At 72.0% G+C, this 20,472-nt stretch carries 18 protein-coding genes; 16 read left to right on the plus strand and 2 right to left on the minus strand.

The features are described from left to right. The first annotated feature begins 39 nt into the window (after positions 1 to 39). The 5 genes from BLT28_RS05875 (at position 40) to BLT28_RS05895 (ending at position 3,814) form a co-directional block, all read left to right on the plus strand. Positions 40 to 252, plus strand: a complete 213-nt coding sequence (locus BLT28_RS05875) for a DUF1918 domain-containing protein (protein ID WP_030432427.1) — start codon at positions 40 to 42, stop codon at positions 250 to 252. Between the two features lie 40 nt (positions 253 to 292). Further along, positions 293 to 1,633, plus strand: a complete 1,341-nt coding sequence (locus tag BLT28_RS05880) for a nicotinate phosphoribosyltransferase (RefSeq protein ID WP_030432428.1) — start codon at positions 293 to 295, stop codon at positions 1,631 to 1,633. Between the two features lie 147 nt (positions 1,634 to 1,780). Continuing rightward, entirely contained in the window at positions 1,781 to 2,188 is a 408-nt protein-coding gene (locus BLT28_RS05885; RefSeq protein ID WP_043813387.1) for an Hsp20/alpha crystallin family protein, read from the plus strand. 88 nt (positions 2,189 to 2,276) lie between these two features. Then, on the plus strand, positions 2,277 to 2,942 hold the full coding sequence (locus BLT28_RS05890) for a CBS domain-containing protein (protein ID WP_043813389.1): 666 nt from the start codon (positions 2,277 to 2,279) through the stop codon (positions 2,940 to 2,942). Then, the gene (locus tag BLT28_RS05895) at positions 2,939 to 3,814 is read left to right on the plus strand and encodes a universal stress protein (protein WP_030432431.1); all 876 of its coding nucleotides are present in this window, start codon (positions 2,939 to 2,941) and stop codon (positions 3,812 to 3,814) included. The genes BLT28_RS05890 and BLT28_RS05895 overlap by 4 nt, the downstream gene beginning before the upstream one ends. 61 nt (positions 3,815 to 3,875) lie before the next feature. Here the strand turns inward: BLT28_RS05895 and BLT28_RS05900 are convergent, their stop codons facing one another. Together BLT28_RS05900 and BLT28_RS05905 are read right to left on the minus strand one after the other, a co-directional pair. After that, complete coding sequence (locus BLT28_RS05900) at positions 3,876 to 4,568, minus strand: ribosome hibernation promotion factor (RefSeq protein WP_030432432.1); 693 nt, start codon at positions 4,566 to 4,568, stop codon at positions 3,876 to 3,878. A gap of 25 nt (positions 4,569 to 4,593) precedes the next feature. Next, positions 4,594 to 5,052 (minus strand): AMIN-like domain-containing (lipo)protein, encoded by a 459-nt coding sequence (locus tag BLT28_RS05905; RefSeq protein ID WP_156051563.1) that lies wholly within the window; start codon positions 5,050 to 5,052, stop codon positions 4,594 to 4,596. A 257-nt stretch (positions 5,053 to 5,309) separates the two neighbouring features. Here BLT28_RS05905 and BLT28_RS05915 point away from each other — a divergent pair, with 257 nt between their 5' ends. The 11 genes from BLT28_RS05915 to pflA all read left to right on the plus strand — a co-directional run bounded on the left by BLT28_RS05915 (position 5,310) and on the right by pflA (position 20,469). Beyond that, entirely contained in the window at positions 5,310 to 7,784 is a 2,475-nt protein-coding gene (locus BLT28_RS05915) for a cation-translocating P-type ATPase (protein ID WP_081900679.1), read from the plus strand. After that, a complete protein-coding gene (locus BLT28_RS05920) occupies positions 7,781 to 10,318 on the plus strand; it encodes a cation-translocating P-type ATPase (protein ID WP_231950642.1) in 2,538 nt (845 codons plus the stop codon). The genes BLT28_RS05915 and BLT28_RS05920 overlap by 4 nt, the downstream gene beginning before the upstream one ends. Continuing rightward, complete coding sequence (locus BLT28_RS05925) at positions 10,315 to 10,722, plus strand: hypothetical protein (RefSeq protein ID WP_156051565.1); 408 nt, start codon at positions 10,315 to 10,317, stop codon at positions 10,720 to 10,722. Before BLT28_RS05920 ends, BLT28_RS05925 begins: the two co-directional genes overlap by 4 nt. Next, a complete protein-coding gene (locus tag BLT28_RS05930) occupies positions 10,719 to 11,345 on the plus strand; it encodes a CBS domain-containing protein (protein ID WP_030432437.1) in 627 nt (208 codons plus the stop codon). Before BLT28_RS05925 ends, BLT28_RS05930 begins: the two co-directional genes overlap by 4 nt. Next, the gene (locus BLT28_RS05935) at positions 11,342 to 13,990 is read left to right on the plus strand and encodes a bifunctional acetate--CoA ligase family protein/GNAT family N-acetyltransferase (protein WP_030432438.1); all 2,649 of its coding nucleotides are present in this window, start codon (positions 11,342 to 11,344) and stop codon (positions 13,988 to 13,990) included. The genes BLT28_RS05930 and BLT28_RS05935 overlap by 4 nt, the downstream gene beginning before the upstream one ends. 97 nt (positions 13,991 to 14,087) lie before the next feature. Further along, the gene (locus BLT28_RS05940) at positions 14,088 to 14,564 is read left to right on the plus strand and encodes a universal stress protein (protein WP_052407946.1); all 477 of its coding nucleotides are present in this window, start codon (positions 14,088 to 14,090) and stop codon (positions 14,562 to 14,564) included. Between the two features lie 12 nt (positions 14,565 to 14,576). Then, entirely contained in the window at positions 14,577 to 15,530 is a 954-nt protein-coding gene (locus tag BLT28_RS05945; protein ID WP_052407947.1) for an Acg family FMN-binding oxidoreductase, read from the plus strand. Further along, positions 15,527 to 16,417, plus strand: coding sequence for a universal stress protein (locus tag BLT28_RS05950; protein ID WP_083383669.1), 891 nt, complete (start codon positions 15,527 to 15,529; stop codon positions 16,415 to 16,417). Before BLT28_RS05945 ends, BLT28_RS05950 begins: the two co-directional genes overlap by 4 nt. A 25-nt stretch (positions 16,418 to 16,442) precedes the next feature. Further along, on the plus strand, positions 16,443 to 17,480 hold the full coding sequence (locus BLT28_RS05955; RefSeq protein ID WP_030433923.1) for a zinc-dependent alcohol dehydrogenase family protein: 1,038 nt from the start codon (positions 16,443 to 16,445) through the stop codon (positions 17,478 to 17,480). A 17-nt stretch (positions 17,481 to 17,497) separates the two neighbouring features. Beyond that, entirely contained in the window at positions 17,498 to 19,744 is a 2,247-nt protein-coding gene (pflB, locus tag BLT28_RS41195) for a formate C-acetyltransferase (protein ID WP_030433924.1), read from the plus strand. Then, positions 19,741 to 20,469: a pyruvate formate-lyase-activating protein gene (pflA, locus tag BLT28_RS41200; RefSeq protein WP_231950644.1), complete on the plus strand. Its 729-nt coding sequence runs from the start codon at positions 19,741 to 19,743 to the stop codon at positions 20,467 to 20,469. The genes pflB and pflA overlap by 4 nt, the downstream gene beginning before the upstream one ends. Positions 20,470 to 20,472: the final 3 nt, after the last annotated feature.

The raw sequence follows: 20,472 nt of genomic DNA on the forward strand, positions 1-20,472 counted from the left end.
GTGGTGTTCGGTCGAGCAGCGATACCGAGGAGAAGCGCGATGAAGGCGAAAGTCGGTGACTGGATCGTCGTCGAGGGCACCCGGGTCGGCGAGCCGCGCAGGGAGGGGGTGGTCGTGGAGGTCCCGCACGCCGATGGCTCACCGCCGTACCGCGTGCGCTGGGTGGACACCGACCGCGCCACCCTGCTGTTCCCCGGCCCGGACGCGCGCGTGCAGTACGCAGGCGCGTACACGGCTTCGGGTGACAGGTGAACAGTCGTTCGTGGCCTGTGCGTTCCGGGTGAGGACGAGCATGTCGGGTTTGGCCACCGACCTCTACGAGATCAGGATGGCGGTCAGCTATCTGCGCAACGGGATGACCGGGGACGCCACCTTCAGCCTCTTCGCACGGGCGTTGCCGCCGGACCGGGGGTTCCTGGTATCCGCAGGGCTCGCCGACTGCGTCGACTTCCTGGAGTCGTTCTGTTTCACCGGGGACGAACTGGACTACCTGCGCTCGGCCCTGGGCCTGAGCGCGGCGGACCTGGACGCACTGGGCGCGCTGCGCTTCACCGGCGACGTGTGGGCCGTGCCCGAAGGCCGGGTGGTGTTCGCGGGGGAACCCCTGCTGGAGGTCACCGCCCCGATCGCGCAGGCCCAACTGGTGGAAACGGCTCTGCTGAACCGGATCACCTTCCAGACCTGCGTGGCCACCAAGGCGGCGCGGTGCTGGCTGGCCGCGCCCGGTGCGGAGCTGGTGGACTTCGCCGCCCGGCGCACGCACGGCTGGGACGCGGCGATGGCGGTCGCCAGGGCCTGCGCCATCGGCGGGTTCACCGGGACCAGCAACGTCGCCGCCGCGCGGCGGTTCGGACTGCGCCCGGTCGGGACGATGGCGCACTCCTACGTCCAGGCGTTCCCGGACGAGCGCTCCGCGTTCGCCGCGTTCGCCCGCGATTTCCCCGGCGCCGCGGTGTTCCTGGTGGACACCTACGACACGCCGAGCGGGATCCGCTCCGCGATCGCGGTCGCGGACGAGCGCGGACTGGACTCCGGGTTCGGGGTCCGGCTGGACTCCGGAGACCTCGGCCGGCTCGCGGTGCGGGCCCGGCGCGTGCTCGATGCTGCCGGGCTGACCTCGGTGCGCGTCATGGCCAGCGGCGGACTGGACGAGCACGCTCTGGCGGAGCTCACCCGGACCGGTGCGCCCGTCGACGTCTACGGCTTGGGGACCAAGGTCGGTGTGTCCGCCGACGCTCCCTCGCTGGACAGCGTTTACAAGCTCGTCGCCTATGACGGGCGCCCGGTCATGAAGCTGTCCCCGGGCAAGGTGACGGCGCCCGGGGCGAAGCAGGTGTTCCGGACGCTCGACGCCAAGCTCGACGCGGAGCCGGATCTGCTCGCGCTGCGCGAAGAACCGACGCCGCCCGGGCGGGAGGCGCTGATGGTCCCCGTGCTGCGAGCGGGCGAGAGGGTGGACGTGGCCGAGCCCGCGGCCAGGACGCACCGGCGAATGGTCCGCGACCTGTGGAGGCTGCCGGAAACCGCACGCCGCCTGCGCGGCCCCGCCCTCCTCGACGTGCACCGCACGCCTGCGCTGTGCGAACTGACCGACCGGGTGCGGCAGGCCGCCTCGGCCCGCGTCCGCTGCTGACCTCGACCGCGCACGTCATCGAGTGATCGCTCGGGAGCCGGGACTTTCGGCCCGGTCGCTGGAGGACTCGGGCTCTCGTCGGCGGTGGGGGTGCGGGGGTGTGCTGGACGTGGAGGTCAACCGGCCACAGGAAGGGAGGGGATCCCGATGACGGCGATCACGCGTCGGGGAACGCGGGCAGTGCTTCCGGAACTGATGGAGCTGTTCGACCGGAGCTGGCTGTTCGGCGCCAACGCGGTGCACGTCGAGGAGTACTTCGACGACGAGACCTACGTGGTCCGGGCCGAGCTGCCCGGCATGGACGCCGAGCGCGACATCGAGGTGACCGCGAGCGACGGCGTGCTGACCATCTCGGCCAAGCGCGAGGAGGAGAAGCACGACAAGCGGCACAGCGAGTTCCGCTACGGCAGCTTCGCCCGCTCGGTGCAGTTGCCCGCGGGTGCCGACTTCGACCACGTCACGGCTGCTTACACGAACGGAATCCTCGATGTCCGAGTGCCCGTCAAGGGTGCCGGGGAGCCGCAGCGCATCCCGGTGAGCACGACGGAGCACTGACCGCCGCGGCGGGGCCGGTGGCAGGGGCCGGTCCCGCCCGGCAACCCCATTCGTCCTGAGTGGACAGACGAAGCCCTGGGAGGCCGACATGCGCAAGCCGACTGTTCGGTCGGTGATGACCACCGACGTGATCACGACGACCCCTCGGACCCCGTTCGCCCACGCCGTCGGGCTCATGGTCAAACACGGCGTCAGCGCACTGCCCGTCGTCGACGCCTCCGGGGTGCTGGTCGGGGTGGTCTCGGAGGCCGACCTGCTGGACAAGGAGGCGTGCCGGCGTGGGCCCCGCACGGCCCTCGACGGATGGCTGCGCCGCCGCGCCCGGCAGCGGGCGCGGGCGCGCACCGTGGGCGGGGCGATGACGGCGTGGCCGGAGACCATCGACGCGGACCTCGACGTGAGCACCGCGGCGGACCGGTTGGCCCGCTCCGGTCACCGCCGTCTGTTCGTCGTGGACGACCGTGGCCGCCTGATCGGTGTGCTCGCGCGGCGCGACCTGCTGCGGCCGTTCCTGCGCACCGACGCCGAGCTGGCCGCGGAGCTGGAGCGCGAGATCTTCGAGCGCACGTTGTGGGCGGACATGAGCACCGTGCGGGTGCTGGTGCGCGACGGCGTGGTGACCCTGGCCGGCCGGGTCGACGGGCGCGCCGGCGCCGAGTTGGCGGTGGATCTGGCCAAGGCCATGCCGGGCGTGGTCGACGTGCAGGACGAGCTGGAGTACGACAGCGACGAGTGGGCGGAGCACCCGCGATGAACGAGCCGATCGTGGTCGGGGTCTCCCCGTTCGCGGACCGCAGACCGGTGGTGACCTGGGCGGCCAGGGAAGCCGTGCGGCGGGGACGTCCGCTGCGCCTGGTCCACGTCTGCCAGGAGTCGTCGTGGCTGAGGGCGTCGCGCGTCGACTACGGGACCGACGCGGTCTTCGGCCTGCGGGCCCGGGGCGAGGCGGTGCTGCGCGAGGTGGAGGCCACCGTCCGGACGGCCCACCCGGGGCTCGCCGTCACCACCAGGCTCGCCGACGGAGATCCCGCCGCGGTGCTGGCCGAGGAGTCCCGCGCCGCGGAGCTGCTGGTCGTCGGCACCCACGACCAGGGACGCTTCGCCGATCTGGTGCTGGGTTCGGTCGCCAAGGAACTGATCCGGCACTCGGCGGCCCCGGTGGTCACGGTGCCGCAGCTGGAGCGCCCGCCAGAGGACGGGCCTGTCGTCGTCGGTGTGGACGGCACCGAGGTTTCCCAGGCAGCGCTGGAGTTCGCACTCCAGGGAGCCTCGTGCTCAGGACGTGCGCTCTACGCCGTGCACTGCTGGCTCACCCCGTTGGACCGAGCCGAGCGCTCGCTGGTCCGGGCTGAGGAGCGGCGGGTGCTGGCCGAGGCGCTGGCCGGGGTGGCCGAGCGCTTCCCCGACGTGCGCGTGATCCCGGTGCTCTCCGGGGGTGATCCCGCCGAGGAACTGGTGCGCCGGTCGCGGGACGCGTCGATGGTCGTCGTGGGTTCGCACCGCAGGGGAACGCTTGCCGCCGCGGTGCTGGGATCGGTCAGCCGCGACGTCGTCCGGCACGCCTGCTGCCCGGTCGCCGTGGTGTGCCCGCAGTCCGCGCTCGTTCCGGTCGCGGGCGCCCGCTGAGCGACGAACACCGCGAACGCCCTCGGATTCGATGAACCCGAGGGCGTTCCCGCGTGCGGTGTCAGTGCGGACTGATGAGGCCGTAGTGCCCGTCGTAGCGGAGGTAGACCAGACTGCCCCGGCCGGTGTCCACGTCGACGAAGAACACGAACGGCTCATTGCTGAGGTCGAGTCGCTCGATCGCGTGGACCAAGGGCAGCACCGGGGCCACGGCGGCGTCCAGCACCGCGTGGTCGTCGTGCGTGATCACGGTGTCCCGACCGGTCTCCCGGTCGACGAACAGGTAGAAGTCGTGGTCGAGCAGGCCCATGTCGGTCCGCGCATCGGTGATGCTCATCGGCTCCGGCGCGTAGGTCTTGCGGCGCACCAGGTCCCGGTCGGCGGGGGCGCGGTGGACTCGCACGGGGCGGTGCTCCGCCCGGCGGCGCGGCGGGTCCGTGCGGAGCGAACCGAGCACCGACAGCCGGTGGTGCAGCACGTCGCGCATCCGGTCGACCGCCTCGCGGAAGGTCGGTGCCGCGACGTGCGCCCGGATGACGCGGCCGCTGATGTGCAGCGCTGCCTTGACGACCGCGGACCGGTCGCCAGATCCCGTCGCGCGGCTCAGCCGCACCCGGACGCGGTCGACCGGAGCCGGGGCGACGCGCGCCAGCCCGGCGAGCCGCTTGCGGGCGTACTCGTCGGCACCGAGGGGCACCGCGCCCGCCGTGCTCAGTTCCGCCTCGGGAAGGGCGCTGTGGGCAACGGTTCTCATCGATTCCTCTTTCTGGCCACTGTGGTCATTGCGCGAGGTCGACGACCACGCGGGTCGGGTTGGTCAGCACGAAGACCCGCACGGGTGTCCGCCGCGCCAAGCCGAGCCCGAAAGTGAGGTCGGCCTCGAAGTCCCCGGCCTCGGCGACCTCCCGCAGGACCGGGAGCTCCGGGGTGAGCCGCCGGGGGCCGTCGTAGCGCAGCACCCGTGTCGGGTCGGTCTCCTGGAACGAGTTGTCCATGGTCGCCCCGTGCAGGGTGATCTGGAGAAAAGCCGTGCCCTGAAGGGGCACCGGATCGCCCGAGCCGTCGCGAGTCACGCGGTCGACGTAGGCCGCGTGATGCGTGGGCGGCCTACCGCGGAACTCGAAGACCACCCGGTCGTGCCCCGAGTGGGAACCCACTCTGATAGCCGAGAGCACCGCCGCGCCGACCGGGTCGGGCACGGTGCTCGTCGAGCTGGTGGGGACGGTCGTGCTCGTCATCGGCGGGGCGTTCGAGGCCCGGCCGGTCGGTGCCTGTTGGCCACAGGCGATTACGGCTGACAGCGCAAGGGCGAGGTACGCCGGTGTCGTGCGCCACATGGGTCTGTCCTTTCCTCGGCTCCTCCTCAGTGCACCGGTGACCCCGGTGCACCGACCAGTGCCGTTGGTCCCGCCCATCGGGGACTGCCGGCTCTGAACTCCAACGGCCGCGGGCGCGAGGCTCGGAGTCGGACGACGGAGAAGACTGGGAGAGCCACGTGAGCGGGACAGTGCTGCGTGAGAAGACCTTGGGTCTGTCTGAGGCCGAAGCCGCGGCGCGGTTGCTGCGGGACGGTCCCAACGAGGTGGCCGAGGAACGCGCGCCACGTCCGCTGGCGCGGTTCCTGCTCCAGCTCACCGCACCGTTGACGGCGATCCTGCTCGTGGCCGGTGTGCTGAGCATGACCGTGCTCGGCCAGGTGGTGGAGGGCATCGGCATCCTGGTGATTGTCGTGCTCAACGGTGTGCTCGCGGCCGTCGAGGAAGCCAGGGCGGATCGCGCGATCACCGCCTTGCGTGACCTGACCGCGCCGACCGCCACGGTCGAGCGCGACGGCCGGATCCGGCGCCTGCCCGCAGCCGAGCTGGTGGTCGGAGACCTCGTGATGCTGCGTGCGGGTGATGCCGTGCCCGCCGACGTGCGGCTGGTCGAGCTGTCCTCGCTGGCGGTGGACGAGGCGATGCTGACCGGTGAGTCCCTGCCCGCGGAGAAGGACCTCGACGAGACGGCTTTCGCCGGGACCGTCGTGGTGCGCGGTGGCGGGCGCGGTGTGGTGGTCGCGGTCGGCGGGCAGAGCGCGGTGGGCAGGCTCGCCGCGAGCCTGGGCCGTTCGCCGCGCACGCCGTTGCAACGAGAACTCGGTGACGTGGCGCGGAAACTGGGCTTGGCCGCGGCGCTGATCGGGCTGGCTCTGGTTGCCGCGCTGTGGTGGAACGATCCAGGGGCTTGGCAGCTGGCGTTGCTGGCCGGGGTGGCGATCGCGGTGGCCGCGGTGCCCGAGGGGCTGCCCGCAGTGGTGACCGGGGCGCTCGCGCTCGGCGCGCACCGGATGGCTCGGCGGGGCGCGATCGCGCGCAGGTTGGAGTCCGTCGAGACCCTGGGCAGCACGTCGGTGTTGTGCACGGACAAGACGGGCACGCTCACCACGGGCAAGCTCGCGGTGGTGGCGGCCGAGCCCGCGCCGGGCGTGCTGCCGGACGAGCTGTGGCTCGCCGCGGCGCGGGCGAACGAGGCCGACCGCACCCCGTCGGGGTGGACCGGTGACCCGGTGGACGTCGCGCTCAAGGAAGGCGCGCACCGGACGCTGGACCGCGAGCCCGTGCTGGGGGATCTGCTCGGGACCGAGCCGTTCGACGCGAGCACGCGGCGGATGGCGGCGGTGCACCGGACCGCTGACGGGACTGTGCTGACGGTCAAGGGCGCCCCCGAGGCCGTGCTGCCGCTCTGCGCTCCGGCCCCGGGGCTCAGCGCGGAGATCGACCGCATGACCGGGGCCGGGCTGCGGGTGCTCGTTCTCGCCGAAGGGCACAGCGCCGTCGGCTTCGAGCCCGACTGGCAGCGGTTCACCGTCGAGTCCTTCCCGCTGCGCACCTTGGGCGTGATCGGGCTCGCCGACCCGTTGCGGGAGAGCGCTGTCGGCACGATCGCGGAACTGCGGCGCGCGGGCATCCGCGTGGTGCTGGTGACCGGCGACCACCCCGAGACGGCCGCGGTGATCGCCGGCCAGGCCGGGATCGACCGGGACCGGGTGGTCACCGGTGCCGAGCTGGCCGGGCACACCGACCGCGCTGCCGCGTTGGTGGAGGCGGACGTGGTGGCCCGGGTGGATCCGGAGACCAAGCTCGCCCTCGTCGAGGCCCATCGCGCCGCCGGTGCCGTGGTCGCGATGACCGGGGACGGTGTCAACGACGCGCCCGCGTTGCGCACCGCCCACGTCGGGGTGGCGCTGGCGGGCTCGGGCGGGACCGATGTCGCCAGGCAGGCCGCCGCGCTGGTGGTGACCGATGACGACCTGCGGACCGTGGTCGACGCGGTCCGCGAGGGGCGGCGGATCTACCGCAACATCCGCACGGTGGTCAGCTACCTGATCACCGCCAACGTCAAGCTCGTCGCGACGGTGCTGGCGATGATGGCACTGGTGCCCGCGGTCGGGGTGCCGCTGCTGCCGGTGCAGATCCTGTGGCTGAACTTCATGACCGAGGGACCGCCCGCCGTCGCGCTCGGCGTGGACCGCGCGCCCGGTGATCCGCTGGCCGACCCGCCAAGGCGCGCGGGGGAGCGGCTGTTGTCCGCGCGGCGGTTGCTGGCGCTGGTGATGGGCGGCCTGAAGGTCGCCGCGGCCATGGTCGCGGTCGGCCTGGTGGCGGCGTGGTGGGGCTTTTCCGCCGAGGAGATCCGTACCGAGCTGCTGGTGACCTCGGCGATCACCCAGCTGCTGTTGGTGTTCGCGGTCCGCGCGCACCGGTGGCCGTTCGAACGCGGGTGGACCCGCAACCACGCGTTGCTGCTGACCGTGGCCGGAACCGCGCTGTTGCAGGTCCTCGTGCTCACCGTTCCCGTGCTGCGCGACGCACTCGGACTGGTCCCGATGGGCAGGGACGGGATCGCGCTCGCGGTGGGCGGCGCGGTCACCGCGCTGCTGCTGTACAGCGTGTCCAACCGCCTCGCCGCGCACTGGGGATGGTCCCGATGACCACGCTCACGCGTACCGGGCTGAGCAGCACCGAGGCCGCCGCACGACTGCGCCGGCACGGACCCAACGTCCTGCCGACGCAGCGCCGTCGCTCGCCGTTGCTCTTGCTGGGCAAGCAACTCGTGCACTTCTTCGCGCTGCTGCTGTGGTTAGCCTCCGGCCTCGCCCTCATCGGCGGGATGCCGGAGCTGGCGATCGCGATCGTCGTCGTGGTGGTGGTCAACGCGGTGTTCGCCTTCGTCCAGGAGTACCGCGCCGACCAAGCCGCCCAGCACCTGCGTTCGCTCATCCCGGAGCGCGCCGTGGTGCTCAGAAACGGCAAGCGGGTCGAGGTGGACGCGGCGGACCTGGTCGTGGACGACGTGGTGCTGTTGGCCGCGGGTGACCGGGTGAGCGCGGACCTGCTGCTGCTGTCGGCCGCGGGGCTGTCGGTCGACGAGTCGGCTTTGACCGGGGAGAGCGTCCCGGTGCACAAGACCGCCGAGGACCGCGCCCATGCGGGCACCTACGTGGTCGAGGGCGAGGCCGCGGCCGTCGTGACCGCGACCGGGAAGGCGACGCGGATCGCCGGGATCGCGGAGCTCACGGTGCGCGCCGAACGACCGCCCAGCCCGCTGACCGTGCGGCTGAACCGGGTGGTGAAGGTCGTCGCCCTGGTCGCGGTGGCCCTCGGCGTGGTCTTCTTCGCGGTCGCGCTGGCGCTGGGCATGACCGCGACCGAGGGTTTCCTGTTCGCCGTCGGTGTGACCGTCGCGCTCGTTCCCGAGGGCCTGCTGCCGACGGTGACGCTGTCGCTGGCTCGCGCGGCGCGGGTGATGGCCGACCGCAAGGCGTTGGTGCGCAGGCTCGACGCGGTGGAGACCCTGGGCGCCACCACGTTCATCTGCACCGACAAGACCGGCACGCTGACCAGGAACGAGATGGCCGTCGTGCGGGTGACGACCCCGGCCGGAGTATCCACAGTGGACGGTGTTGGCTACGAACCGGACGGGACGGTGCACGGCGACCTCTCCGCCGTGCGAGCCCTGGCCGACAGCGCGCGCCGCTGCTCCCCGGACGCGCGTGCGGTGCTGCGCGACGGACACTGGCGCCCGCTCGGCGATCCGATGGAGGTCGCGCTGCACGTGCTCGCCGCGCGCGCCGGCCTGCCGGACTCCCTCCCGCCCGCCGCACTGCGGCTGCCCTTCGACCCGCGTCGTCGCCGGTCCTCGGTCTCGGACGTGGACGGCCTGCACGTCACCGGAGCGCCGGATTCCGTGCTGCCGTTGTGCCGGGAGGTCCCGCACGGCGTCGCCGCCGCCGTCGCGGAGTTCGCCCGCCAAGGGCTGCGAGTGCTGGCCGTCGCGCGCGGCAGGGGGGCGCTGCCGGGGCAGGGCCCGGAGGAGGCCGAGCGCGACCTGGAGCTGCTGGGCGTCGTCGGGTTGCAGGACCCGCCGCGCGACGACGTCGGCGAGGCGATCACCCGCTGCCGCACCGCGGGCATCCGCCTCGCGATGATCACCGGTGACCACCGCGACACCGCCCGCGCCGTCGCCGAGCAGGTCGGGCTCCTCGGCCCGGACCGGATCGTGGTGGAGGGCAAGGACCTGCCGCGGGACCCGGCCGCTCTCGGCGAGCTGCTGGACCACGACGGTGTCGTCGTCGCCAGGGTGACCCCGGAGGACAAGCTCCGCATCGCCCGCGCGCTCCAGACGCGAGGGCACGTGGTGGCGATGACCGGCGACGGGGTCAACGACGGCCCGGCGCTGCGCGCGGCCGACATCGGCATCGCCATGGGCGCCAGCGGGACCGACGTCGCGCGGGAGGCCGCCGACCTCGTGCTGCTCGACGACCGCTTCGCGACCATCGTCGGCGCTGTCGAACTGGGGCGGGCGACCTTCGCCAACATCCGGCGGTTCCTGACCTACCACCTCACCGACAACGTCGCCGAGCTGGCGCCGTTCGCGCTGTGGGCGCTCTCCGGCGGGTCGATCCCGCTCGCGATCACCGTGTTGCAGGTGCTCGCGCTGGACATCGGCACGGACCTGCTGCCCGCCCTGGCGCTCGGCGCGGAACCGGCCAACCCCCGCACCATGCGCGGCCCGGCCAGGATCGGCGCGCTGATCGACCGGCGGACGCTGCGGCGGGTGTTCCTGGTGCTCGGCCCGGTGGAGGCGGCCATGTCGCTGGCGGCGTTCCTGGTCGTGCTCGCCCGGAGCGGGTGGACGCCCGGCGCCCCTGTCGCTCCCGCGACCCTGGCCCTGGCCTCCGGGGTCGCGTTCAGCTCGATCGTGCTCGGCCAGCTGGCCAACGCCTTCGCCTGCCGCAGCGAGACCAGGTGGGTGGGCGCCACCGGAGTGCGGGGCAACCCGCTGCTGCTCGGCGCCGTCGCGGCGGAGCTGGTGGTGCTGCTGCTGTTCCTGCTCGTCCCGCCCTTCCCCGCGGTGCTCGGCGGAGCTTTCCCCGACCTGACCGGCTGGCTGCTGGCGCTGGCCGTCATCCCGGTCCTGCTGGCGGCCGACGCCGCGGACAAGGCGCTGAGGGGGCGGCGGTGAAACCTGACCGTCCACAGTGGATAAATGAGGTCGCCGCGATCACCGGTGTGGTGTTCGTGTTGGCGTTCCTGACCAACCTGCTCGTGGTGGTCCTGGCGCCGCGGTCCTACGCCGCGTTCGCGGACTGGGCGGGCGCGCCCGGCTGGGTCCGCGACCTGTGGGCGGTGACGGTCGGCGCGCACCCGGCGTTCTGGATGCCGTTGGTGGCCGCCTACCAGCTCGCGGTCGGCGTGTGCGCGCTGACCGCCCGGCGGCGCGTGCTCGGTGTTTCCGGAGCGGCGCTGTTCCACTGTGGACTGTTGCTGCTCGGGATGTGGCCCTACGCCCTGCCGGTGCTGGCAATCCTGCTCGTCACGCTGTGGCACGCGATGAGACCCCTATCCGACAAGGAGAAGAAGCCATGAGGGCTCGCGACATCATGACCAGTCCGGTGATCTGCGTCCGGCCGGAGACCTCGGTGCGCGAGGCCGCCGAGGTGCTGACCAAGCACCGCTTCGCCGCGCTCCCGGTCGTCGACGACGACTCGCGGTTGATCGGCATCGTCGCCGAGGCCGATCTGATCCGCGACCGCATCCCCACCGACCCGCGCGCCCACATCTGGCGGGCGGAGGGCAGCAACGTGGAGAAGGAGGCCGCCCCGGGCACGGTCGGCGAGGTGATGACGAAGACGGTGGTCGCGATGACGGCAGGCGCCGACGTCGCCGACATCGCCGAGCACATGTTGGAGCACAAGGTCCGCAGCATGCCCATTGTGGACGGTTCGCGCTTGCTCGGCATCGTCAGCAGGCAGGACCTGGTGCGGACCATGGTGCGTACCGACGACGCGGTCGCCGCCGACGTCCGGCGCCGGTTGCGGGCCTACGCCGACAGCTGGGAGGCGTGGAAGGTCGATGCGAAGGAAGGCGTGGTCACCGTGCACTGGGACCCGCCCGGCGACGACGACATCGCGAAGAGCGTGCTGATCGCCCTCGCCAGGACGGTGCCCGGCGTCAGCCGTGTGCACGTCGTCGCCAAGGGCGCCCCGTGACCGCGGTGCGGGCGCTGCTCGCCGACGGCAGGCCGGTGTTGCTGCGCGAGGTGACCGACACCGACCTCCCGGCGTTGCGCGCGTTGCACGAGGACCTGCCGGCGCAGGACCGGTACATGAGGTTCTTCTCGATGTCGCGCACGGTGATCGAGCACTACGTGCGGCGGTTCGGGCACGGCGCGGACGCGCGGTTCGGCGCGCTCGGGGCGTGGCTGGACGGCGAGCTCGTCGGCGTGGCCAGCTACCACGCCATGGCCGAACCCGAGCACGCCGACATCGCGGTCTCGGTGGCCCACCCCGAGCAGGCGCACGGGGTCGGCACGCTGCTGCTGGAGCACCTGGGATCGTTGGCAAGGCGGCGCGGGATGCGCTACCTGCACGCCGACGTGCTGGCGGTCAACGCCCGGATGCTGCAGGTGCTGACGGACTGCGGGCTGCCCGCGGAGATCGTTCGCGACAGCAGCACGATGTCGGTGACGCTGCGGCTGACCGACGACGAGTCCTACCAGGAGGCGGTGCGCGTCCGCGAGATGGTCGCGGACCGGGCGAGCCTGAGCTCGGTCCTGCGGCCCGCGTCCGTCGCCGTGATCGGAGCGGGCCGCTCGCCCGGCTCGGTGGGCAACGCCGTGCTGCGCAACCTGGTCGAAGGCGGGTTCCGCGGCGGGCTGTGGCCGGTGAACCCGAAGGCGGAGACGGTGGCGGGCCTGCCGAGCTACCCGGATGTGGCCTCGCTGCCGCGGACACCCGAACTGGCCGTGATCTGCGTTCCCGCTCGCGCCGTGCCGGACGTGGCCGAGCAGTGCGGGAACAGAGGGGTGAAGGCGCTGGTCGTGGTGACGGCGGGCATCACCGAGCACCCCGAGCTGGCCGACGGGCTGCGGGCCGCCGTGGTCAAGCACGGGATGCGCCTGGTCGGGCCGAACTGCCTCGGCGTGATCAACACCGATCCCGCCGCGGCGCTGCACGCCGGCTTCTCCCGGCCGCCGGTCCCGGCCGGTGACGTCGGAGTGGTGACGCAGTCGGGCGGGGTCGGGATCGCGGTGCTGGAACGCCTGGGGCAGCTGGGCCTCGGAGTGTCCACAATGGTCTCCACCGGTGACAAGTACGACATCAGCGGCAACGACGTGCTGATGTGGTGGGCCCGCGACGAGCGGACCCGGCTGGCCGTGCTCTACCTGGAGTCCTTCGGCAACCCGCGCAAGTTCTCCCGCCTGGCCCGTCACCTCGGGGCGAGCACCCCGGTCGTCGCGGTCCGCTCGGGCACCTCCGAGACCGCGCAGCGCGCCGCCGCCTCGCACACCGCCGCGGCCGCGACGCCCGCGGTGACCCGGGACGCCGTGTTCGCCCAAGCCGGGGTGATCGTGGTGGACGACCTCGACGACCTCGTCGACGTCGTGGCGCTGCTGCGCACCCAGCCACTGCCGTCCGGGCCTGCCGTGGCGGTCGTGGGCAACGCCGGGGGCATCGGCGTCCTCGCCGCCGACGCCCTCGCCCGCCAGCAGCTCGACCTGCCGCGCTTGGCCGACGAGACGACCCGTGAGCTGCGTGCCGTGCTGCCCGCGCACGCCGGTCTGTCCAACCCCGTCGACACCACGGCCGGCGTCAGCGCCGAGACCTTCGCCCACGCCGTGCGCCAGGCGTTGACCGATCCCGGTGTGCACGCGGTCTGCGCCATCAGCGTGCCCACCGCCCTCGGCGACGCCGGGGAAGGAGTGGGTGATCTGGCCGAGCTGGCGGCGCAGCTGACGAAGCCGCTGGTCCTGGTCCGACCCGGGCAACGAACCCAGGTCGAGCTGGTCCCGGCGGGAGCGCACAAGGTGCCCAGCTACTCCGATCCCTCCGGCGCCGCTCGCGCGCTGCGGGCCGCCCTGCGCTACGCGCGGTGGCGCTCGCGCGATCCCGGGGTGATCCCCGACTTGCCGGACATCGACGTGACCGCGGCGCGTGCGGTGCTGGTGGACTGCCCGGAGAGCGGGTGGCTGGCACCGGACCAGGTGCGCGACGTCCTGGAGGCGTTCGGCATACCGCTGGTGCCCTCGGTGCTGGCCTCGACGCCCGAGCAGGTCGTCGCGGCGCAACGGTACTTCGACTGGCCGGTGGCGCTGAAAGTGGTCGCCGATGACGTGCTGCACAAGAGCGATGTCGGCGGCGTGCTGCTGGACGTCGGCGCCGACGCGGTGGCCGAGTCCGCCGCGGGCCTGTGGCAGCGGTTCGGAAACCGCCTGAAGGCGGTGGAGGTGCAGCCGATGGCCGAACCCGGCGTCGAGCTGCTGATCGGGGTCACTTCCGATGACCGTTTCGGCCCGCTCATCGCCTGTGGGCTCGGCGGCGTCGCCACCGACGTCCTCGCCGACCGCGCGTTCCGGCTCGTCCCACTGACCACTGTGGACGCGGAGGAGCTGGTCGAGTCGCTGCGCTCCGCGCCGTTGCTGCACGGCTACCGGGGTGCGGAGCCGGTGGACGTCGCCGCCGTGCACGACGTGCTGCTGCGGGTCGCGCGGCTGGCCGAGCTGCTGCCGGAGGTGGCGGAGCTGGACCTCAACCCGGTGCTGGCCGGTCCGCGCGGCTGCGTGGCCGTGGACGCCCGGATCCGCGTCGTGCCCCGCGAGGCGATCGACCCCTGGCTGCGCCGCCTGCGCTTGTGACGTCCTGCGCCCGAGGCGGGTCTTTGGTCCCTGCTCACAGGGCTTCGCGCGCGGCACCGTTGGAGGTGAGAAGTCCGGGGTGTGAAAGGGAACGGGTATGAGCCGCAACGAGATCGTCGTCGGAGTGGATGAGAACGAGTCCGGGCGAGCCGCCCTGGTGTGGGCGCTGGAGGAAGCGGCCCTGCGGGGAGCGACGGTGCTCGCCGTCAACGCCTGGAACCACGAACCCCTCTCGGACTTCGCGTTCACCAGTGCCGAGGCGGTGCGCGAAGGGTCGCGGACGCTGCTGGCCGAGGCGGTCGCCGCGGCGCGGGAGCAGGTGCCCGCCGCCGTGGCGGTGGAGACCAGGAGCGTTTCCGGTTCGCCCTCGGTGCGGTTGCTCGAAGCGGCCGAGGACGCGGCGCTGCTGGTGGTCGGTTCGCACCGGGGCGGCCTGCTCCGAGAGGTGATGCTCGGCTCGTGCGCCGCGGCGTGCGTCCGCCACGCCACCGTGCCCGTCGTGGTCATCCCGCCGCCCAACCGCGTCGCGCGCAAGCACGTCGAGGTCGAGCGCCCCATCGCGCCCACCTGCTGAAGGACATCGACGATGAGTGCCTGGACCCGCTACGAGAGCAGGACCCTGATCCGCGCGCTCCAGCACGCCCCCTCGGTGCACAACACCCAGCCGTGGGCACTGGAGCTGCACGAGCGCAACGCGTTGCTGTTCGAGCGCCGCGACATCGCGCTGCCCCACCACGATCCGACCGGCCGTGACCGGCTGCTCTCCTGCGGAGCGGCGCTGGCGAACCTGGAGCTGGCCGCGAGCGCGCTGGGTTGGCGTTGCACGACCTCGTTGGGGGACCCCGTTCACGTGGCGGCCACGGACAGGCTGGCACCGAGCGACGTCGAACTCGCTCAGTTCGACGCGATCCCCCTCCGACGCTCGCACCGGTTCCCGTTCGCCGCGGAAGGGTTGTCCGCCGAGGAGATCCGGACGATCACCGAGGCAGCCACGGGCAGCGGTGTCGGCGTTCACCTGATCGCGGAGGAGGAGCACGTCCACACCGTCGCGGGTCTCGTCGAGTACGCGAGGAACGTGTTCCGGGCCAATCGCGCCTACCAGCACGAGCTGCGCGGCTGGACCACCCACCGGCACAACAGGCGCGTGCACTCGGGAATACCGCACGAGCGGTTCGGGCCGGGACTGTACTTCGGCGGCATCGTCCGGAGGGACTGGCCCACTCCCGATGTCGAGGGCATCGCCGCCCAGATCCGCCGGGAGACCGTGCTGGTGTTCAGCACCGAGAACGACAGCAGGCGAGAGCACCTGCTGACCGGCGCCGCGCTTCAACGCGCCTGGCTGTCAGCGACCGCGCTGGGGCTGGCCGCGTCCGTGATCACGCAGCCGTTGCAGCTGTCCGAGGTGCGCCGCGGGCTCGCCGCACGTCTGGAACTGCCCGGCCGCCCGCACGCACTGCTGCGGGTGGGAAGGCCGATCCACGCCCTCGCGGCCGTCCCGCACAAGCCCGCCTACGAATTCGTCCTGGAGCTACCGTCATGACCAAGCCGATCATCGTGGGGGTCGACGGTTCGACCTCTGCCCACCACGCCGTGCTCTGGGCGGCCCGTGAGGCCGCGTCGCGGAAGGCGCCGCTGCACCTCGTGCACGCGTGTCTGGAGATCAGCACCTACACCCCGACCCCGCTGCCGCGCAGCTTCTCCGAGGCGCTGCGTGAGCAGGGCAGCGACTACCTCGTGGCGGCCGCGGAGCGCGCCAGGGAGATCGCACCGGGCATCGAGGTGGCCACGCAGCTGGTCGTCGGCACCGCCGCGGAGACGTTGACCACCTTGTCCGAGCAGGCTCAGCTGGTCGTGCTCGGCTCCCGCGGGCTCGGCGGGTTCACCGCGCTGGTCGTGGGTTCGGTCGCCCTCGCGCTGGCCGCTCACGCGCGCTGCCCGGTCGTGGTCGTCCGGGGGGCAACCGGGAACTGCGAGCCGTCGCGCGAGGGCTGCGTGGTGGCGGGTGTTGATGCGTCGCCGGCCAGCGACGCTGTGCTGGAGTTCGCTTTCGACCAGGCGTCCCGGGGCGGTGCCGAGCTGGTTGTGGTGCACACCTGGAACGACCACGTCGCCGAGAGCGCGTGGGCGATGGCGCCCTATGTGGCACTCGACTGGGAAGCCATCGAGGCCGAGGCGTACCTGCTGCTGGCCGAACGGTTGGCGGGCTGGCAGGAGAAGTACCCCGACGTCGTGGTGCGGCGCGTGGTCACCAAGGAGTCCGCGACGCGCGCCCTGATGAGGGAGGCGGCCGCCGCGCGATTGCTCGTGGTCGGCTCGCGTGGCCGGGGTGGCCTGTGCGGGATGCTGCTCGGCTCCACCAGCCAGGCCCTCCTGCACCACGCGCCCTGCCCGGTCGCGATCACCCGCCCGCACCCGCAGGGTTCCTGAAACCCTTACCCGACAAGGAGAAGCCATGAAGGCGCTGGTCTACCACGGTTCCGGCAACCGAGCGTGGGAACAGGTGCCCAAGCCGGAGGTCACCCACCCCGCCGACGCGGTCGTGCGGGTGGACGCGGTCACCATCTGCGGCACCGACCTGCACATCCTCAAGGGCGACGTTCCGGAGGTGGAGCCGGGCCGCGTTCTCGGTCACGAAGCGGTCGGCACGATCGAGAGCGTCGGTCCCGCCGTGCTGGGCCGCAGGCCCGGCGACCGGGTGCTGATCTCCTGCATCACCGCCTGCGGGCGCTGCGAGTACTGCCGCGGCGGGACCTACGGCCAGTGCCAGGGCGGAGGCGGGTGGACCCTCGGGCACACCGTCGACGGCACGCAGGCCGAGTACGTCCGGGTGCCCTTCGCCGACACCTCCACCCACCTGCTGCCGGAGGCGGTCTCCGACGCCGCCGCGGTGATGCTGGCCGACATCCTGCCGACCTCCTACGAAGTGGGCGTCCTCAACGGGCGCGTCACCCCGGGTGACACCGTCGTCGTGGTCGGGGCGGGGCCGATCGGTCTGGCCGCGATCCAGACCGCGCAGCTCTACAGCCCCAGCCACATCGTCGCGGTCGACCTCGCTGCCTCGCGGCTGGACGCGGCCAAGCAGTTCGGCGCGGACATCGTGGTCAACGCCGCGGACGACCCGCTGACGGTCATCGCCGAGCTGACCGACGACCTCGGCGCGGACACCGTGATCGAGGCGGTCGGTGTGCCGGAGAGCTTCGAGCTGTGCACCCGCCTGGTCCGGCCGAGCGGTCACATCGCGAACATCGGCGTGCACGGCAGGCCCGCCACGCTGCACCTGGAAGAGCTGTGGATTCGCGACATCACGCTCACCACGGGTCTGGTCGACACCAGCTCCACGCCGCGCCTGCTGCGGATGCTCGCCGCGGGCCGGCTGGACGCCGAGCGCTACATCACCCACCGCTACGGCCTCGACGAGATCGAGACCGCCTACGACGTGTTCTCCCGGCCCGCCGACACCGGTGCGCTCAAGGTCGTGCTGTCCCGCTGAACGAGAGGATCGTGACCATGTCCGCGCCGACCGTGGAAACGGCTGCCTGGCAAGGGTTCCAGGGCGAGAAGTGGCGGAGTTCGATCGACGTCCGCGACTTCGTCCAGCACAACTACAGCCCCTACCGCGGTGGCGCGGACTTCCTCTCCCGCCCCACGGAACGGACGACCGCGCTGTGGGCGAAGCTCACCGCGATGTTCGTCGAGGAGCGCCGCAAGGGCGTCCACGACGTCGACACGCGCACTCCGGCGTCGATCACTTCCCATGCTCCCGGCTACATCGACCGCGAGCGCGAGTTGATCGTGGGCCTGCAGACCGACGCGCCGCTCAAGCGCGCGATCATGCCCTTCGGCGGTCTGCGGATGGTCGAGAACGGTCTGATCGCCTACGGCTACGAGCTGGACCCGGCGGTGAAGGAGATCTTCACCAAGTACCGCAAGACGCACAACGACGGGGTGTTCGACGCCTACACGGCGCAGATCCAGCGGGCCCGCCGCGCGGGGATCATCACCGGGCTGCCCGACTCCTACGGCCGTGGCCGGATCATCGGCGACTACCGCAGGGTCGCGCTCTACGGCGTGAAGCGCCTGCTGGAGCAGAAGTTCCGCGAGCGCGCCTCGATCGACGACGTTCCGTCCACAGAGGACATCATCAGGGACAGGGAGGAGCTGGCCGAGCAGATCCGTGCGCTGGAGGAGCTGCGGGAGATGGCGCACTCCTACGGCCATGACATCTCCCGGCCCGCCGAGACCGCCCGGGAGGCCGTGCAGTGGCTGTACTTCGGCTACCTGGCGGCGGTGAAGGAGCAGAACGGCGCCGCGATGTCCCTGGGGCGCAACGCGACCTTCCTCGACATCTACCTCCAGCGGGACCTGACGGCCGGCACGATCACCGAGCGCGAGGCGCAGGAGCTCATCGACGACCTGGTGATCAAGCTCCGGATCGTCCGCTTCCTGCGCACGCCCGCCTACGACGAGCTGTTCTCCGGTGACCCGACCTGGGTCACGGAGACCTTGGGCGGCATGGGGGAGGACGGTCGTCCCCTGGTGACCAGGACGTCGTTCCGGATGCTGCAGACCCTGTACAACCTCGGTCCCGCACCGGAACCGAACCTGACCGTGCTGTGGTCGCCGCACCTGCCCGAGGGCTTCAAGCGGTTCTGCGCGCAGGTCTCGGTGGACACCAGCTCGATCCAGTACGAGAGCGATGAGCTGATCCGGCCGCGCTTCGGCGACGACACCGCGATCGCCTGCTGCGTCTCGGCGATGCGCGTCGGCAAGCAGATGCAGTTCTTCGGCGCGCGGGTCAACCTGGCCAAGGCTCTGCTGTACGCGATCAACGGCGGTCGTGACGAGCTGAGCGGGGAACAAGTCACCCCGCCGTTTCCCGCGCTGCGCGGTGACCACCTCGATCCGCGCGAGGTGGAGATCGCCTTCGACCGGATGACCGACTGGCTCGCCGGGGTGTACGTGGACGCGCTGAACATCATCCACTACATGCACGACAAGTACGCCTACGAGCGGATCGAGATGGCGCTGCACGACTACCCGGTGCAGCGGCTGCTCGGCTGCGGCATCGCGGGGCTGTCGGTCGTCGTGGACAGCCTGTCGGCGATCAGGAACGCCCGGGTGGGGGTGATCCGGGACGACGCGGGCATTGCCGTGGACTACGTGGTGGAAGGGGATTTCCCCCGCTACGGCAACAACGACGACCGCGCCGACCGCATCGCCGTGGAGGTGGTCGAGGACTTCATGGCCAAGGTGCGCGAGTACCCGGCCTACCGAGGCGCGCAGCACACGCAGTCGGTTCTCACGATCACCTCGAACGTGGTGTACGGCAAGCACACCGGCAACACCCCCGACGGCCGCCGCGCCCACGAGCCCTTCGCGCCCGGCGCCAACCCGATGAACGGCCGGGACGGCCACGGGCTCGTGGCCGCGGCGCTGTCGGTGGCCAAGCTGCCCTACGACCAGGCGCTGGACGGGATCTCGCTGACCGCGACGATCACCCCGGACGGCCTCGGTCGCGCGCACGACGAGCGCGTCACGAACCTCGTCGGTGTGCTCGACGCCTACGTGGACGCGGGTGGCTTCCACCTCAACGCCAACGTGCTCAACCGCGAGACCCTCGTGGACGCGATGGAGCACCCGGAGAAGTACCCGCAGTTGACGATCCGGGTGTCGGGTTACGCGGTGAACTTCGTCCGGCTCACCCGCGAACAGCAGCGCGACGTCATCAACCGCACCTTCCACGGATCGCTGTGACCACCGGAGCGGTCCACTCCTGGGACCTGGCGACCGCGGTGGACGGCCCCGGAACGCGCTTCGTGCTGTTCCTCGGCGGCTGTCCGCTGCGGTGCCGGTACTGCCACAACCCGGAGACCTGGCGCATGCGCGACAGCAGCCGCCGCACCGTCGACGAGGTCATCGCGGAGGTCGCGAAGTACCGACGGTTCATCGAGGTCGCGGGCGGCGGTTTCACCGTCAGCGGCGGGGAACCCCTGCTGCAACCGGACTTCGTCGAGGAACTGCTGAGCGAGGTGAAGGCGCTCGGCCTGCACACCGCGCTCGACACCTCCGGCTACCTCGGTGCCTGGGCCACCGACGAACTGCTCGCCGACACCGACCTGGTGCTGCTGGACGTCAAGTCCTGGGACCCCGAGACCTACCACGAGGTCACCGGCGGCGAGGTGGAGCCCACCCTCACGTTCGCCCGGCGGCTCAGCGCCATGGGCAAGCCGATGTGGGTCCGCTTCGTCCTCGTGCCCGGCTTGACCGACGCCCCGGACAACGTCGAGGGCATTGCGTCCTTCACCGCCGGACTGTCCACTGTGGAGCGCGTCGAGGTGCTGCCCTTCCACAAGCTCGGCGCGCCCAAGTACGCCGCGCTCGGCATCCCGTTCCCGCTGGCCGACACCCCGACCCCGCCGGTGGAGCTGGTCGAGCGCGTCCGCGGCCAGTTCCGCGCGGCCGGGAACGTCGTCTTCTAGGCA

Origin of the sequence: Allokutzneria albata, assembly GCF_900103775.1 — a bacterium.
GTDB classification, from domain to species: domain Bacteria; phylum Actinomycetota; class Actinomycetes; order Mycobacteriales; family Pseudonocardiaceae; genus Allokutzneria; species Allokutzneria albata.